Source organism: Corynebacterium sp. c8Ua_99 (genome assembly GCF_039907185.1).
Classification (GTDB): Bacteria; Actinomycetota; Actinomycetes; order Mycobacteriales; family Mycobacteriaceae; genus Corynebacterium; species Corynebacterium jeikeium_D.
The window spans coordinates 65,299-81,224 of the sequence record NZ_JASBOG010000005.1; the positions used below are offsets into that span (position 1 = coordinate 65,299).

The window sequence follows — 15,926 nt, forward strand, 5'->3', positions numbered from 1 at the left end:
CTTCTACGCCTACTCTCCCGGACCGACATCCGAGTTTGGCTCTGACGACTTCTCGTCTGGATGGAGGTAATCGTAAACAGTTTTCGCGAGCATCGGCCCGAAACCAGCCGCTTCTTCGATCTGCTCGACGCTGGCCTTCTTCAGCGCCGCAACGGAACCAAAGTGCTTGACCAACTCACTGCGGCGTGCTGGCCCCAGCCCCTTAATGCCATCAAGCACCGAAGAACGCATGCGTTTAGAGCGCTGCTGGCGGTGATAATTAATGGCAAAGCGGTGCGCCTCATCACGAATTCGCTGGATTAGGTACATCGCTTCCGAATTACGCGGCAGAATGAGCGGCTCATCATCGTCGGGAATCCACAGCTCTTCTAAGCGCTTGGCAATTCCCACCAACGTCACATCGGTGACCTCGAGTTCATCGAGAACCGCCTGTGCGGCTGCGACCTGCGGTGCACCACCGTCGACGATGAACAACTGTGGCGGGTAGGCAAACTTGCGGTTACTCCGCGACTGCTCATCGACGGCATCAGTCGTCTCTTCGACGAACATCTCGCTGGCATCATCGGGCATGGCGAGCTTGTCCTCGTTATGGCGCAGAAAACGACGGCGCACCACCTCAGCGATAGAACCGACGTCGTCCGAGCGACCGTCACCCGCTGCATCTTTGATCCGGTAGCGGCGATAGTCGGACTTCTTGGGCAATCCATCCTCGAAGACCACCAACGAGGCCACCACATCGGTGCCTTGAATATGCGAGATGTCAGTGCATTCGATACGCAGCGGCGCTTCATCCATAAACAGCGCGTCCTGAAGTTCGGAGAGAGCCTGCGATCGAGTAGTTAGATCTCCACTTCGCTTTAGTTTGTGCTGGCGTAGCGCTTCAGCGGCATTTTTCTGAACGGTCTCCATGAGCGTCCGCTTGTCACCGCGCTGTGGGACGCGAATATCCACATTGGTGCCACGAATATCGGCCAAAAATGCAGTAACCTCGTCAAGATCGTCGGGCGTGGCCTGGACGAGGATTTCGCGTGGCACAACCTGGGCGGCAGTGGTCGATTCATCGCCGTCTACATCCGCGTGCTTGGCGGCATCGCCATAGAACTGTGTGAGGAACTGCGTTAGCAGCCCACCCAAGCTGGGGTCAGTTTCTCCCTCTCGAAACTCCGTAGTCGCGTACTCGCCGGACTTCTCCACTACCCAGCCGCGCTGACCGTAAATACGTCCCGCCCGAACGTGGAAAATCTGCACGGCCGCTTCCAGTTCGTCGGTTGCTAGCGCAATAAAGTCGGCATCAGCGGCGTCGGAAAGCACGACTGATTGCCGCTCCATGACCTTGTCGATGGCAGCGAGGTTGTCGCGCAGACTAGCGGCGCGCTCGAAGTCTAACTCGCCGGCAGCTTCCTCCATTTCCTTTTTTAAGCGCCTGGTGACCGGGCCCGTATTTCCCGACATGAAGCTGGTAAAACCACGGACAATTTCGCGGTGTTCCTCGGCACTGACACGGCCGACACAAGGCGCCGAGCATTTGTCGATATAGCCGAGCAAACAGGGTCGCCCGAGGGCCTGCTGACGGTTGAAAACTCCCTTTGAACAGGTGCGGGCTGGGAAAACTCGAGTAAGCAAGTCGAGCGTTTCTCGGATAGCCCACGCGTGTGAATAGGGGCCGAAATAACGCACGCCCTTCCGGCGTGGCCCTCGGTAGAGGAACAGCCGCGGGTACAGCTCTCCGACGCTGACGGCCAACATCGGATACGACTTGTCGTCGCGGTACATCACGTTGAACCGCGGATTAAAGCGCTTGATCCAGGTGTACTCCAACTGCAGCGCTTCGACCTCATTGTGGACGACAGTCCACGTCACCTTCGAAGCGGACTGCACCATCTGACGGGTGCGGGGATGCAGCCGAGTTAAGTCCTGGAAATAGTTAGACAAACGTGCACGGAGATTCTTCGCCTTGCCGACGTAGAGAACGCGCCCGGTTGAATCGAGAAAACGGTACACCCCCGGCTCCGTGGGAATGGTGCCGGGGGCGGGACGGTACTGAGAAGGGTCAGTCACTTACGGTGTCCTTAAAACGTGTCCTTGGGTTAGTCCTCCGGCATGAACTTGTCTTCAAGTTCACGGAACCGGCGGATGTCTTCCACGACGCGGCTGCCGTCGGCTGACTGAATCGCGAGCATCGGCACAAACTCAAAGTCAGGCAGCTCCAAGCGAGCCCAGCGGGACTTCTTTGGAAAACTCAGGCCGTAGATATCGACCCACGGGTAGAACTTCGCATTGAGCAGATTGCGGACTTCCACGCCCCTGGCATTGACGCGAACGCGAGCCCGAGTCAGCAGCAGGATTACCCCGGCGATGATCAAACCAATCATTGGGAAAGCTAGCTGGTCAATAGTGGTCACCGAAGCGCCGGTGTTACCAAAGTCCACCACGATACCCATGAAGATATGGATAGCGAAGACCACAACTGCAGCGATAATCGCCCACAGACGCAGCTTTTGCGAGGTGATTTCCAACAGCCATTTGTCTTCGCTACCGGTGTCGACGGCAGTCGAATTGCTGTGGCGTTCGGAGTTACCCATTCTTACTCAGCTCCACCTTCACGAAGGGACTTCAACACGGCGACGGTATGCAGCGCTGCGGCCATGGCCTCGCGACCTTTATTCTCCGCAGCTCCCTCACCGCCGGCACGATCAATTGCCTGCTGTTCAGTGTTGCAGGTCAACACACCATTGCCAACTGGTGTTTCGCAGTCTAGTGCGATGCGCGTCAGGCCCTCAGTCACCGAGTCGCAGACATAGTCGAAGTGCGGCGTACCACCGCGGATAACGCATCCCAGCGCCACCACGGCGTCGTGAGTTCGCGCAAGCTGTTGCACCACAACCGGAATCTCTAGAGCACCGACGACAGTCACATCCGTAACTACAGCGCCGACCTCCTCGGCCTGGGCGAGCGCTTCACGACGAAGCTGCCCAGTAATCTCCTCGTTCCAGTGAGAGGTGACCAGACCGACGGTCACACCAGTGGAATCGGGAACGGAAATTTCAGGAAGACCTGCGCCACTCATCTACTGTGCTCCTTCTGTCGAAATGCCGTGGGTCTCCATGTACTCATCCAACCAAGGAAGCTCATGGCCCATGCGTTCGCGCTTTGTCAACAAGTATTTCAAGTTATCCTCGTTGACCTCAACTGGCACCGGTACCCGGCGGCTCATCTCCAACCCATATCCGCCTAGACCGGCACGCTTGGTCGGATTGTTCGTCAGCAGCGCCATAGAGGTGACTCCAAGATCCTGCAGAATCTGTGCACCAGTGCCGTACTCGCGGGCATCCGACGGCAAGCCGAGTGCGAGATTGGCATCAACGGTGTCAGCGCCTTCATCTTGCAGGTGGTAGGCCTGCAGCTTCGGCATCAGACCAATGCCTCGGCCCTCGTGACCGCGCATGTAGAGGATGACGCCACGCCCCGCTTCGTGAACCATGCGCATGGAGTTGTGCAGCTGCTGACCGCAGTCGCAGCGGCGAGATCCCAGTGCGTCGCCGGTGAGGCATTCGGAGTGCACACGCACGAGGACGTCCTGACCATCGTTGGAAGAAACATCCCCCACAACGAGAGCAACATGCTCGACACCGTCGATAAGGCTGCGGTACCCAATGGCACGGAACTCGCCGTAGTCGGTCGGCAGCTTTGTTTCGACAACGCGTTCAATCAAGTGCTCGTTGTGGCGACGGTATTCGATCAGCTGCTCAATGGAGATCAGCGCTAAATCGTGCTTGTCGCAGAAGCGACGCAGTTCCTCCGCGCGCGCCATACCGGTCGGGTCTTCCTCGGAGACAACCTCACACAGCACGCCGGCAGGACGAAGCCCTGCCAGGCGGGCGAGATCGACCGCAGCCTCGGTGTGGCCGGCACGGACGAGGACGCCTCCATCGCGAGCTCGCAACGGAACCACGTGTCCTGGTCGGGTGAAATCGTGCGGGCTCGACGTGGGGTCAGCCAGAGTACGAATGGTGTTCGCACGATCTGTGGCGGAAATACCGGTCGTACCGGTGTTGGCATCCACGGTCACTGTGTATGCGGTACCGCGGGCATCCTCATTCTCTGACACCATCGGTGGCAGATTCAGACGCTCGCAGTCCTCGGCGGTCAGCGGCGCGCAGATGTAACCAGAGGAATAGCGAACCATAAAGGCAACAAGTTCAGGCGTTGCCTTCTCGGCGGCGAAGATGATGTCGCCCTCGTTCTCACGATCTTCATCGTCGACGACGACCACGGCCTTACCGGCTGCGATGTCCGCAATGGCCCGCTCTACAGAATCGAACTTAATCACAGTCTTGTAGCTTATCTTTCCAACATTTTCTCGACGTACTTGGCTAGCACATCGACTTCCAAATTGACCTTGGCGCCTACCGCGGTCGAACCAATAACGGAGTCCGTCAGCGTCGTCGGTATCAGGCTGACCTCAAAGAACCCCTCGCCTACTGCAGAGACGGTCAACGAAGTACCATCCACGGCAATTGAGCCCTTTTCCACGACATACTTGGAGAGATGCTCCGGCAGGGAAATCCGCACTACCTCCCAGCGCTCCCCTGGCGTGCGCGAAATAACCTCGCCGGTGCCATCGACATGTCCCTGCACGATATGGCCGCCGAGGCGTTGACCTACTGCGGTTGCACGTTCGAGGTTGACCTTGGAACCGACCTCTACCTGGCCGAGGCTCGACCTATCCAGAGTCTCTTGCATGAGATCAGCGGTAAAGAAATCATCGCCAAACTCCACGACGGTCAAACAAACGCCATTGACAGCAATGGAATCACCGTGGTGCACGTCGTCAAGCACGGTGGTCGCGCGAATGGTCAGAGTAATGGAATCGGCTTCGCGGTGGATTTCGCGAATTTCGCCGAGTTCCTCAACAATTCCCGTAAACATAGTGGTCAGGAAAATCCTTTACCGTTTATTATAAATTGAAAGATTTTTACAAAATTAACTCTAGCCGGTCTACCCGCGATCTTTGCCACTGCGGAGAGCCGTAATCAAAATGTCATCTCCCAGAGTCTCGACCGCGACGGTACGAAAGCGCGAGATGTCAGTGATGGTGGTCTCATGGTTGGCCGATGTCACCGGCAGACCAGCTCCGAGAAACGCCGGGGCAATGTAAGACTCAATCGCGTCGACAGCATCGGCTTCTAAGAAAGCGCTGGCGAGCCGTGGTCCGCCTTCTACCAGCACGTCAATAAGCCCCATATCCGCCATTGTCTCCAGCGCAACTTCCACATCGTGAGTTCGAATGTGGCGGAAGTTATCGCCGCGGATATTCGCATCGGCAGCAACATCCGAGGTGCCGATCGCGATGCGCAGAGGTTGCGTTGACAGCTCGTCACCGTCTGGTGTGCGCGCGGTCAATCGCGGATTGTCGGCGAGCACTGTTCCCGTTCCGACGACAATCGCTTGCCGACGTGCACGATCGATATGTACCCGTGCCCGCGCCTGCTCCCCCGTAATCCACTGCGAGGTGCGGTCGGTAGCGGCGGCGAAACCATCCAGCGTGCCCGCCGTCTTCAGCGTGATGTGTGGGCGCCGAGTGCGCTGCCAGTGTAACCATGGACGCAGATAGCCATCCGTCACACGATTGCGTTGGAACTCCTCGACCACGTCGATTCCCTTGTATCGCAACCACTCGCTGCCGCCAGCGGCCACGGGATTAGGATCGGCGACCGCAAATATGACGCGGGAAACACCGGCTGCCGCAAGTGCCTCGGTGCACGGTGGTGTACGGCCGATATGATTGCACGGCTCTAGTGTGACCACTGCAGTACCGCCCTGAGCTCGTGCCCCCGCCATTTCCAATGCTTGTGGCTCTGCGTGTCGGCCACCTACCGGCTCAGTTCCGGCCACACCTACCGCAATCCCTGCGGTATCGAGGATGACGCAACCAATCGGTGGATTGGGATAGGTGGTGCCTCGAACTCGCTGGCCGGCTTCTATGGCCAATGCCATAGCTTGGGTGTCAGTCAGCGGCTGTGCGGAGACGAGATCCGGAAACTGTGCCACCGTGCTTCACCGCCGTCTACTTAGTTGCAGCAGCAGTTGCCAATGCGCGCAGCTCATCGACAGCCGCCGCACGATCCTCAGCGCCGAAAACGGCCGACCCTGCAACGAAGGCGTCGCAACCAGCGGCGGCAGCGGATTCGATGGTCTTGGCGGAGATACCACCGTCAATCTCGATCAGAGTATCCAGACCTTCGGCATCAATGCGCTGACGCAGCTTCTCGACCTTGGTTAGCTGATCCGGCATAAAGGACTGGCCCCCGAAACCGGGTTCGACACTCATGACCAGCACCTCGTCGAATTCGGCGAGGTGATCCAGCCACGGCTCAATTGGGGTACCCGGGCGCAGCGAGAACCCGGCCTTCACACCCTGGGAACGAATGTGGCGTGCCAGTGCGATGGCATCGTCGACGGCTTCCACATGGAAAATAACGGAGCTCGCCCCCGCCTTAATGTAGGTGTCGACCCACTTCTCCGGGTTCTCAATCATGAGATGGACATCCAAGTACTTGTCCGTCACCGCAGCTACGGCCTCCAGCACCGGAGCGCCGAAAGACAGGTTGGGAACGAAGTGGCCATCCATGACGTCGATATGTAGCCAATCTGCATTCGCTACAGCCTCAACCTCGCGGTCGAGGCGAGCGAAGTCAGCAGCGAGAATGGACGGGGCAATAATTGGTGCGCTCATAACCTCTGAGCCTAGTCGTTCTTGCGCAAAACTGAGAAGAACATCGCATCGGTACCGTGGCGGTGTGGCCACATCTGCACAGATGGATACGGTCCGACATCGGTCATCGGCGTTACCAGCTCGTGTGCCTTCAGCTCCGTCACCGGCAATTCCGTCACTGCCCTATCGACAATGCCCCTGGTTTCACGCAGATGCGGAGAACACGTGGAATAGACGATGATGCCACCCGGCCGTGCCAGACGCACAGCTTCACTGAGCAGTTCAAACTGCAGCGCAGTCAAGGAGTTCAGATCGGACGGCGACTTCCGCCAGCGTGCTTCCGGGCGACGGCGAAGCGAGCCCAAACCAGAGCACGGCGCGTCTACCAAAATGCGGTCAAAGCCTGCCTCCAGCCCGGTATCGCGACCATCCGCAACGGTTACAGTCACTGGCAGCCCGGCCGTGGCCTTCTTCACCAGTTCTGCGCGAGTCGCTGATACCTCAACAGCATCGAGCTTCGCGCCCTCAATAGCTGCGATGCCGCCGATGAAAGCTGACTTACCACCGGGGCCGGAACACAGATCTAACCAGCGGCCGCTGTCTTCACCGGCAACGGGTGCCATGGTGACGGCACGCGCAATGAGCTGAGAACCCTCGTCCTGCACCGCGGCCAAGCCCTGTCGGACCGGCTCCAGCTCTCCTGGGGCACCGGAATCCAAGCGCACGCAGTACGGCGACCACGGTCCCTCTTCACCGCCAGTGATCAGTGCCAATTCCTCAGCAGTAATCTCGCCCGGACGAGCGACCAAGTGCACTAGCGGGCGGGCATCGTCGGCAGCGAGTGCTTGCTGCAGCTCACCGGCTTGTGCACCGAGTGCGCGGGCAAACTCCATCGCAATCCAGCGCGGGTGGGCATGCTTCATTGCCACGTAGCCAATCGGATCGGTCGCGGGATCCGGTGCAATCTCAGCCACCCATTCGCTTTCGGTCTTCGAGGAGACCTTCCGCAAAATGGCGTTGACAAACCCGCGCGCACCAGGTCCCGCCACCTTCGCCACTGCCCGCACCGAGGTATCGACCGCCGCGTAGGCGTCGACGCGCGTACGCAGCAGCTGGTACGTGCCCAGGCGCAGCACGTCCATCACCGGTCCAGCAATATCGCTTAACGGGCGTGACGACGATGCCTCAATCACGGCATCCAACAGGCCTTCCGCCCGCAGTGTGCCGTACGTCAGCTCCGTTGCAAAAGCAGCATCCCGACCCTTGAGCTTGTGTGCCTTCAGCAACTTGGGCAGCAGCAGGTTCGCGTAAGCATCATTCTCGCGAACGTCGGCTAGTACCTTCAGTGCGACCTTGCGCGGCTGGTCGATGCCACCACGGTTGTCCCCACCGCGATTGTCACGGTTACGGTTGCGGTCATTGCGGTTCTGTCCGCTGCGATTGCCGCGCTGCCGTCCGCCACCGTTGTGGCGGGGTTTGTGGTTGCCCATTTACTCGCAGACCTTTCCGCCGGGTTGGCTACCTCGCGCCCAGTCGGACGCATCCATCATCTTCTTACCCTGTGGCTGCACCTTCACCAGCTGCACATAGCCATCGGCACAACGCACAGATACTCGGTGCTTCTCCACTACCAACTCACCCGGTGTGGCGGCTGCCGCCTCCGGAGCAGCTGCCTTTCGCACCTCGTCGACCGCGGCGCTGTCCTCGTCGGAAAGCGGGGTGAGCTCTCCGACCTTCAAACGTGCACCGTCGAGAGTCGTCCACGCACCTGGGGCAGGCGTGAATGCACGAGCGCGGCGGTCAAGAAGATGTCGCGGCTGAGTCCAAACGATTCGGGCATCCTCCGGCCCGAACTTAGCGGCGTAGCTGACATCCTGTTCTGGCTGAGCGGTCGGACGCAACGCACCGGCTTCGATGCCGTCCATGGTGGCGGCTAGAAGATCCGCGCCGGAGTATGCGAGGCGGGTCAAAAGGTCGTCGGCATTATCGGTCGGGCGAATCGCTTCGGTGACGGTACCGAAAACTGGTCCGGTATCCAGACCCTTTTCAATCCGGAAAGTACTGGCACCCGTGACTTCATCGCCGGCAGCGATAGCTGCCTGCACCGGCGCGGCACCTCGCCAAGCAGGAAGCAGTGAGAAATGCAGATTGACCCAGCCGTGCGTCGGTACATCGAGCAATTCCTCCGGCACGAGATTGCCGTAGGCGACCACCGGGATGCAGTCGGCGTTTAATTCGCGGATTTGCTGCTGGATCTCTTCATCGCGCAGGGTCGTCGGGGTGAGCACGGGAATGTCGTGTTCCAAGGCCAGCGCCTTCACCGGCGAGGGCGAAAGCGACTTGCCGCGGCCACGGCGGGCATCGGGGCGAGTGAGAACAGCGACGATTTCATGACGGGAGTCTTCGAGCAACTTCTTCAGTGCAACGACAGCAGGTTCCGGGGTTCCGGCAAAAATCAGGCGCACAGTAAGTGGATTCCTTCCTGGTGGACCTAGTTGTTCTAGTTAATCTAGTGATGAAACTCGGGGCGCCACACCCAGGGGGCTAGGCGCAGGTGAGTTAACCGCGGTTGAGGAACCAGTCCTGCTCACGTAGAGAACGCATCGCGGTCTTGCGCTCGTCGCCCTCGAGACGCTTTAAAAACAGCACACCGTCCAGGTGGTCGCTTTCATGCTGCACACAGCGAGCCAGCAAATCATCAGCTTCGAAGCTCACCGGTGTGCCGTGGCGATCCTGGCCAGTAACGCGCACACGTGCGTGTCGAGTCACGGGTCCATTAATACCCGGGATAGATAGGCATCCTTCGATTTCGTGGACAGTCTCGTCGCCGATGGCTTCCCATTCCGGATTGACGATGTGCCCGCGGGTGCCATTGCAGTCGTAGACGAAAACGCGCTGCAGCACGCCGACCTGGTTTGCCGCGAGCCCGACGCCCTGTTGCTCGTCCATCGTGTCGAACATGTCATCAATCAGGTGCGACAGCGTCGCGTCGAAATCAGTGACGGTATCCGCCTTGGACAGCAACACCGGATCGCCGAAAAGACGTACCTCACGAACTGCCATGAACTTAGAGCCTCCAAGAAAACTGGTGTGAATCAAGCGATAACGCGCTCATTTTAGCAGCTAGCCGAAATTAATCGGATCGACGACAACGCGCACCGGCGTCGGGTCCTTCCTGGTCGCTCGAACGACCTGTGCTGCCTTCAACGCCGCTCCCACCGCCCGTGCTTGCCGACGGTCACAGCGCACCAACATCCGCTGAATAGGTGTACCCGGTTCCACGCCTGCTGGTGGTCTGGCGTTGCGGGGAAGGTCTACCGGCCCCAGGATTTCCGCGCCCGATGGAACCTCCAGGGACTCCATGAAGTTACGCAGGCCCTCTTCAGTCCCGTCCACCGCTGCCACGTGAAAGGCCGGAGGCAGAGCGGCGGCTGTACGGTCGGCCAATTCCCTGTTTGCAGCGCCTACCGCGTCCCATGCCAGAAGATCGGCCACAGTCGGGACTGCAGCATCCGCATCGATAACTACTGCCCCTCCTCGCTCCCGCGGTCGCGCAAGCGTGACAGCTCGAGACCAATGCGCATAGGCCTCTTCATGAGCGCGCAAGTCCTGCCGGCCGAGCATCGCCCAAGTGTCCAGCAGCATCACTGCACCGTAGCCCTCCGGCGCATAAGGCTCGGCTCCCGGCGTGGCCACCACGACCCTCGGGCCTTCGGGAATGTCGTCAACAATCCGTTCGCCAGAGGAAGCGACGACTGGGAATGGACTGAAAATACGACCAAACTCTTCCGCCGTACGTTCACTGCCGACCACGACTGGCCGAATCTTGGTGGAACCGCAGCTATGGCAACGGTGGTGGATGTCGATGCGACCACACCACCGACAGGTCGGCGGCGCCGGATCGTCCGGGTTATCGGACGGTGGAATTCCCAGTGGACCGTTACACCAGCGACAGCGCGCAGGAGCACCACAGGAACGACACGACAATGTCGGTACATATCCCTTGCGGGGTACCTGGACCAGAATCGGAAGCTCTTCGCGCAGCGCGGCTTTTGCCCGTCGAAAAGCGATGGCAGGAAGGCGTCCCCTACTGACGTCATCCGGGTCTTCGGAAGTGTCCGTGGAGGCAATCATCTCCGGCATGGACTCAGCCAAGGCGTCGGCGCCTGCGACCAGATTGTGCGCCCAACCTGAGGAGACCAGCAGCTGCACTTCGGCTGTACGGCTATACGATGCAAAAATGAGAGCGCACCCCTCCTGCGCACTTCGCGTGACCAGCACCTCGCGAGAGTGGACGTAGGGTGCGCGGGGGTCTACGAGGTTATCATCGCCATCATCGACAATCACTGCTAAACGCAGATTCTGTACTGGCGCGTACGCTGCCGAACGCGTGCCGACGACTATGCGCCCCTGGCCGTGCAGGATATCCAGGTACCGGCGATAGCGGGACTCGGGCCCGAGACCAGCCCCGAGAAGAGTGAGCTGACGGGCAGAAATGAGCTCGCGAAAAGCGCTCTCGAAGCGTGCCTGCGTGCGTGCGTCCGGCACAATGATGAGAACACCGCCACCATTGCGGGCGACCGAAACACTGAGCGCGGCGAGCATGGCTGCCACCTGTTCCCCTGGAACTGGCTGCCACGCTGCACGTGCCGGGGCGCCCTTGCCGACGGAATCGACAAAGGATTCGCCGAAGACATAGTTGCCCCACGCGGAAAGGTCCGGATCCTCGGTGGCAAGCTTTCCCAATTCCTCCCACGTCGGGGGCATGTTCTCCTTGCGGGCACGTTCGGCCCGTGCATGACGGGTTGGGATGGCGGAGCGAATGATGTTTGAGCGTGTTGCGCCGTAATACTCCGCCAGAGAATCCACCAATCGTCGAAGCTGCGGCGGATAGACAACCTCAGAGCTGATGACATCCTTGAGATAGGACAGTTTGCCGTCGTGAGTGGGCGTGGCACAGCGCTCCAGCACCAGCGCATTGACCAATTGGCCGTGGAATCGAATCCGCACCCGGCAACCGACAACCGCTTCCTCCGCTAGCGCGCGCGGAACCAGGTAATCGAAGGGGCGATCCAACTGCGGCAGCCCCAAAAGTGGAAGCACCCGCGCGACTGGCAGCTTCTCAGCTGCGGCGGCGGGTGCGAAAGGGGCGTCGGTCATAGAGTCTTACTCTACTTCCCCACCCCAGGGTCATGCTGACGGGTGGTGTTTATCCCAGGCCAGCGGCTGCGCGGAGCTCTTCAACACGGTTGAGTTGCTCCCACGGCAGGTCCAAGTCAGTTCGGCCGAAGTGACCGTAGGTGGAGGTCTGCGCATAAATCGGGCGCAGCAAGTCCAGGTCACGAATAATAGCGGCCGGACGAAGGTCGAAGACCTTGTTGATAGCCTCGCGGATGGCGTCGTCCGAAACGTGACCGGTGCCGAAAGAGTCGACGTAAAGGCCTACCGGGCGAGCGCGGCCGATAGCGTAGGCGACCTGAATCTCCAGGCGGTCAGCCAGACCCGCAGCCACGGCATTCTTCGCAACCCAACGGGTGGCATAAGCGCCGGAGCGGTCCACCTTTGACGGGTCCTTACCCGAGAATGCGCCGCCACCGTGGCGAGCCATACCGCCATAAGTGTCGACGATAATCTTGCGGCCGGTCAGGCCGGCATCGCCCATCGGGCCACCGATAATAAATTGGCCAGACGGGTTGACCAGCAGCTTCAATTCATCGGTAACAAAGCGCTCGCGCAAGTTAGCGTCGTCGAGCACCCAATCGACTACGTGAGTCTTAATCTGCTCGGTAATCCACTCCTGGGTCACATCCGGGTCGTGCTGCGTGGACACCACAACAGTGTCCAAGTACACCGGGTTATTGTCTTCGTCGTAAGCGAAGGTGACCTGAGTCTTACCATCCGGTCGAAGCGATGGGACGATGCCTTCCTTGCGTACCTGCGTCAAGCGGCGAGCCAGACGGTGTGCCAGTGCAATCGGTAGCGGCATGTACTCCGGAGTTTCGTTGGTAGCGTAGCCGAACATCAGCCCCTGGTCGCCAGCGCCCTTGAGATCTTCTGCTTCGACTTCGCCATCAGAGCTGCGCGCTTCCAGAGAAGTGTGCACACCGTCGTGAATATCTGAGGACTGCTCACCGATCGAAACGGAGACGCCGCAGGTCTTGCCGTCAAAGCCCTTTTCAGAAGAATCGAAACCGATCTCCTTCAGTCGACTCCGGACAATACCGGGGATGTCAACGTAGCTCTTCGTGCGAACCTCGCCAACAACATGGACTAAACCGGTAGTCACCACAGTCTCAACGGCGACCATCGATGCAGAATCCTGCGCGAGCATAGCGTCAAGGATGGAGTCCGAAATCGAGTCGCAAATCTTATCTGGGTGCCCCTCGGTAACAGATTCACTGGAAAACAGCCGAAGATTAGAGGCCACGAGCAGTACAACTTTCTTCTAGATCATTTCCCCACGCCTGCGGTGTCGCTGCGGCGTGGGTTTTCGTTTGATTCGATAATTATAGACCAAGCGGTTCAGTCGCCGTAGTAGGCCTCCGCTACTCCGCTGGCTGAGGTTCCTGTCGCAGCTCGGAGACTGCATCCAAAATCGAACCGGCCACCGAGAATTTTGAGCCCCGCGGCACGTCCCACTGCTCGCCATCGAGAGACAGCAACCATCCGACATTGTCCGTCGCACCGAAAGTTTGCCCACCTGAGACGTCGTTACACATAAGCAAATCGCAGCCCTTGCGCACAATCTTCTGCTTCGCAAGCTCGAGTGGCGTCGTCGTCTCGTCGCCGGTCTCAGCCGCAAAGCCCACCATCGTCGTGGTTGCCGGAATCTCGCCCGCTTTACGCCGCTCCACAGTGGTAGCCAGAATGTCAGGGTTTTCTACGAGCTGGATGTTGCTCAAAGCGTCGTCTGCGACGCCCTTCTTCATCTTGGCCCCAGCGGTCGATGCCGGACGGAAGTCGGCGACGGCAGCGGCAAAAATGCAGACATCGGCCAACTTGGAGTGTTCGTGGGCGGCCTTGGCCATCTCCAAAGTGGAATCAACCTTTACAACATTCGCGCCCAGCGGTGTCGGCAACTGATCTGTATGTCCTGCCACCACAGTGACCTGAGCGCCACGCTGTGCTGCCATCTCAGCTAGCGCGAAGCCCTGACGTCCTGAGGAGTGGTTGCCGATAAAACGTACCGGGTCGATAGCCTCACGGGTGCCACCGGCAGTAATCATGAAGCGCACGCCCTCGAAGTCGCGGCGGAAGTGGCGCGGATTCTCGACTGCCGCTAATGCCAGCGAAACTATCTGCTCTGGCTCCGGCAGACGACCTGGACCAGTGTCCTTACCAGTCAAACGGCCATGGGCCGGATCGAGGACAATAGTGCCATGGCGACGAAGAATCGCGACATTATCGCGCGTAGCTGGATGGTTCCACATCTCAGTGTGCATGGCAGGAGCCAGAACCACCGGGCAGGTCGCCACAAGCAAAGTTGCGGTGAGAAGGTCGTCGGCACGCCCGTGTGCGGCACGCGCCATAAAGTCGGCACTCGCGGGAACCACGACGACGAGGTCGGCCTCCTGCCCCACGCGGACATGCTGAACTTCATCGACTGCGTCAAAAACCGTAGTCGACACCGGGTTCCCCGACAGCGCCTCGAAAGTAGCCGCACCTACAAAATTCAATGCGGACTCGGTGGGAACGACGCGAACATCGTGACCGAGTTCCTTGAAGCCACGAACAACGTGTGCGGCCTTATATGCAGCGATGCCGCCGGCAACCCCGACGACAACCTTTAAACATTCGGATACGTCAGCATTACCGGCGGCATGCATACAGATATCTCCCCTTAAGGAAATGCTCTAGCCCTCAGTGTGGTCCAGCAGACCAGCGTTGATTTCACGAAGAGCGATGGACAGAGGCTTCTCAGCGACCCCCGGAGTAACCAGCGGGCCAACGTACTCCAGCATGCCTTCGTCAATCTGCTGGTAGTAGTCATTAATCTGGCGTGCACGCTTGGCAGCGAAGATAGCCAGAGCGTACTTCGAAGAAGCCTTACCAAGCAGCTCATCGATCGGCGGATTGGTAATACCAATTGGCGGGTCGAACACTGCCTCGGTGGCGGTATTTTCCTGGGTCACGAGAAATCTTTCCTCAATAGAACGTGAGTTACTGGGGTGACAATAGAAACCGTCGGAGCAATAGAAACACCATTGCTTGGAAACGATTTCTACTATCGATGATGTGGAGTCGCCCTGTTACTTGCCAGTAGTCAGCGCCCGAGCGATGGCCGCCACAGCATCATCGACATTGTCGTTGACAACAACCTCATCGAATTCGTGCTGAGCATCCATTTCCACTCGCGCGGTTTCCAGGCGACGCTTGACTTGCGCCTCGGTTTCCGTGCCACGACCAGTGAGCCTGCTGACGAGAATCTCCCAGCTTGGCGGAGCCAAGAACAGCAGGTGAGCATTCGGCGCTACCTTACGGATGGAGCGGGCTCCCGCCAGATCCACCTCAACGAGTACCGGACGTCCCTCGGCGAGAGCTTTATCCACCGGGCCACGCGGCGTTCCAGAACGCTGCAGACCACCGTGGATTTCAGCCCACTCGAGCATCTCTCCTGCATCAATATGCTGTTGGAACTTCTCCGGGGTCACGAAGAAATAGTCGCGGCCATCGACCTCACCCGGCCGTGCGGCGCGGGTGGTCATGGAAACGCTGAAGTACAGTCCGGGAACCTCGGCACGGAGCCGACTGACAACAGTGGATTTTCCCACACCGGCAGGGCCGGCGAGGACTACCAGCTGACCGTTTTCATTCCCGGCCACTGCGACTAGTCCTCCACTGCGTAGCCGAAGCGCTCCAGCAGAGCGCGACGCTGACGGTCACCCAGGCCACGCAGGCGGCGGGTCTGAGCAATCTCCAGGTCATTCATGATGTCCTGTGCCTTGACCTTGCCGACCTTCGGCAGAGCCTCGAGCAGAGCGGAGACCTTCATCTTGCCGATGATCTCGTTCTCGTCAGCCTGCTTGAGAACCTCTGGCAGGTCGATAGCGCCACGCTTCAGCTTGTCCTTGAGCTCTGCGCGTACCTTGCGGGCCTGAGCTGCCTTCTCGAGTGCTGCTGCACGCTGCTCCGGGGTCAACTGCGGAAGGGCCACGTGTTCCTCCGTAAAAATAGATTGGTTAGCTTCTTATTTACTTGCACGAGCCTCGCG

Annotated in this window: 16 protein-coding genes; all 16 read right to left on the minus strand. The window is 59.3% G+C overall.

Annotated elements, in window-relative coordinates; translation table 11 throughout:
- Positions 1-9: 9 nt before the first annotated feature.
- Positions 10-2,058 (minus strand): excinuclease ABC subunit UvrC, encoded by a 2,049-nt coding sequence (gene uvrC, locus QKE19_RS04320; RefSeq protein WP_347890460.1) that lies wholly within the window; start codon positions 2,056-2,058, stop codon positions 10-12.
- Between the two features lie 29 nt (positions 2,059-2,087).
- A complete protein-coding gene (locus QKE19_RS04325) occupies positions 2,088-2,582 on the minus strand; it encodes a PH domain-containing protein (RefSeq protein WP_347890461.1) in 495 nt (164 codons plus the stop codon).
- A 2-nt stretch (positions 2,583-2,584) separates the two neighbouring features.
- The gene (gene ribH / locus QKE19_RS04330; protein WP_048731874.1) at positions 2,585-3,067 is read right to left on the minus strand and encodes a 6,7-dimethyl-8-ribityllumazine synthase; all 483 of its coding nucleotides are present in this window, start codon (positions 3,065-3,067) and stop codon (positions 2,585-2,587) included.
- Positions 3,068-4,330, minus strand: coding sequence for a bifunctional 3,4-dihydroxy-2-butanone-4-phosphate synthase/GTP cyclohydrolase II (locus QKE19_RS04335; RefSeq protein WP_239272011.1), 1,263 nt, complete (start codon positions 4,328-4,330; stop codon positions 3,068-3,070).
- Positions 4,331-4,341: 11 nt separating this feature from the next.
- Positions 4,342-4,929, minus strand: coding sequence for a riboflavin synthase (locus tag QKE19_RS04340; protein ID WP_016422724.1), 588 nt, complete (start codon positions 4,927-4,929; stop codon positions 4,342-4,344).
- A gap of 69 nt (positions 4,930-4,998) precedes the next feature.
- Positions 4,999-6,051: a bifunctional diaminohydroxyphosphoribosylaminopyrimidine deaminase/5-amino-6-(5-phosphoribosylamino)uracil reductase RibD gene (gene ribD / locus QKE19_RS04345; protein ID WP_347890462.1), complete on the minus strand. Its 1,053-nt coding sequence runs from the start codon at positions 6,049-6,051 to the stop codon at positions 4,999-5,001.
- A gap of 16 nt (positions 6,052-6,067) precedes the next feature.
- Positions 6,068-6,736: a ribulose-phosphate 3-epimerase gene (gene rpe / locus QKE19_RS04350; RefSeq protein ID WP_347890463.1), complete on the minus strand. Its 669-nt coding sequence runs from the start codon at positions 6,734-6,736 to the stop codon at positions 6,068-6,070.
- An 11-nt stretch (positions 6,737-6,747) separates the two neighbouring features.
- On the minus strand, positions 6,748-8,205 hold the full coding sequence (locus QKE19_RS04355) for a transcription antitermination factor NusB (RefSeq protein WP_347890464.1): 1,458 nt from the start codon (positions 8,203-8,205) through the stop codon (positions 6,748-6,750).
- Complete coding sequence (fmt, locus tag QKE19_RS04360) at positions 8,206-9,180, minus strand: methionyl-tRNA formyltransferase (protein ID WP_016422720.1); 975 nt, start codon at positions 9,178-9,180, stop codon at positions 8,206-8,208.
- Positions 9,181-9,274: 94 nt separating this feature from the next.
- Positions 9,275-9,778, minus strand: coding sequence for a peptide deformylase (def, locus tag QKE19_RS04365; protein ID WP_016422719.1), 504 nt, complete (start codon positions 9,776-9,778; stop codon positions 9,275-9,277).
- Between the two features lie 60 nt (positions 9,779-9,838).
- A complete protein-coding gene (locus QKE19_RS04370; RefSeq protein WP_272708044.1) occupies positions 9,839-11,875 on the minus strand; it encodes a primosomal protein N' in 2,037 nt (678 codons plus the stop codon).
- 49 nt (positions 11,876-11,924) lie between these two features.
- Entirely contained in the window at positions 11,925-13,142 is a 1,218-nt protein-coding gene (gene metK, locus QKE19_RS04375; protein WP_016422717.1) for a methionine adenosyltransferase, read from the minus strand.
- A 118-nt stretch (positions 13,143-13,260) separates the two neighbouring features.
- On the minus strand, positions 13,261-14,541 hold the full coding sequence (gene coaBC, locus QKE19_RS04380; RefSeq protein ID WP_347890465.1) for a bifunctional phosphopantothenoylcysteine decarboxylase/phosphopantothenate--cysteine ligase CoaBC: 1,281 nt from the start codon (positions 14,539-14,541) through the stop codon (positions 13,261-13,263).
- A gap of 27 nt (positions 14,542-14,568) precedes the next feature.
- Positions 14,569-14,847, minus strand: coding sequence for a DNA-directed RNA polymerase subunit omega (gene rpoZ / locus QKE19_RS04385; protein ID WP_005510796.1), 279 nt, complete (start codon positions 14,845-14,847; stop codon positions 14,569-14,571).
- Between the two features lie 117 nt (positions 14,848-14,964).
- Positions 14,965-15,537, minus strand: a complete 573-nt coding sequence (gmk, locus tag QKE19_RS04390; RefSeq protein ID WP_016422715.1) for a guanylate kinase — start codon at positions 15,535-15,537, stop codon at positions 14,965-14,967.
- 5 nt (positions 15,538-15,542) lie between these two features.
- On the minus strand, positions 15,543-15,869 hold the full coding sequence (mihF, locus tag QKE19_RS04395; RefSeq protein WP_016422714.1) for an integration host factor, actinobacterial type: 327 nt from the start codon (positions 15,867-15,869) through the stop codon (positions 15,543-15,545).
- Positions 15,870-15,926: the final 57 nt, after the last annotated feature.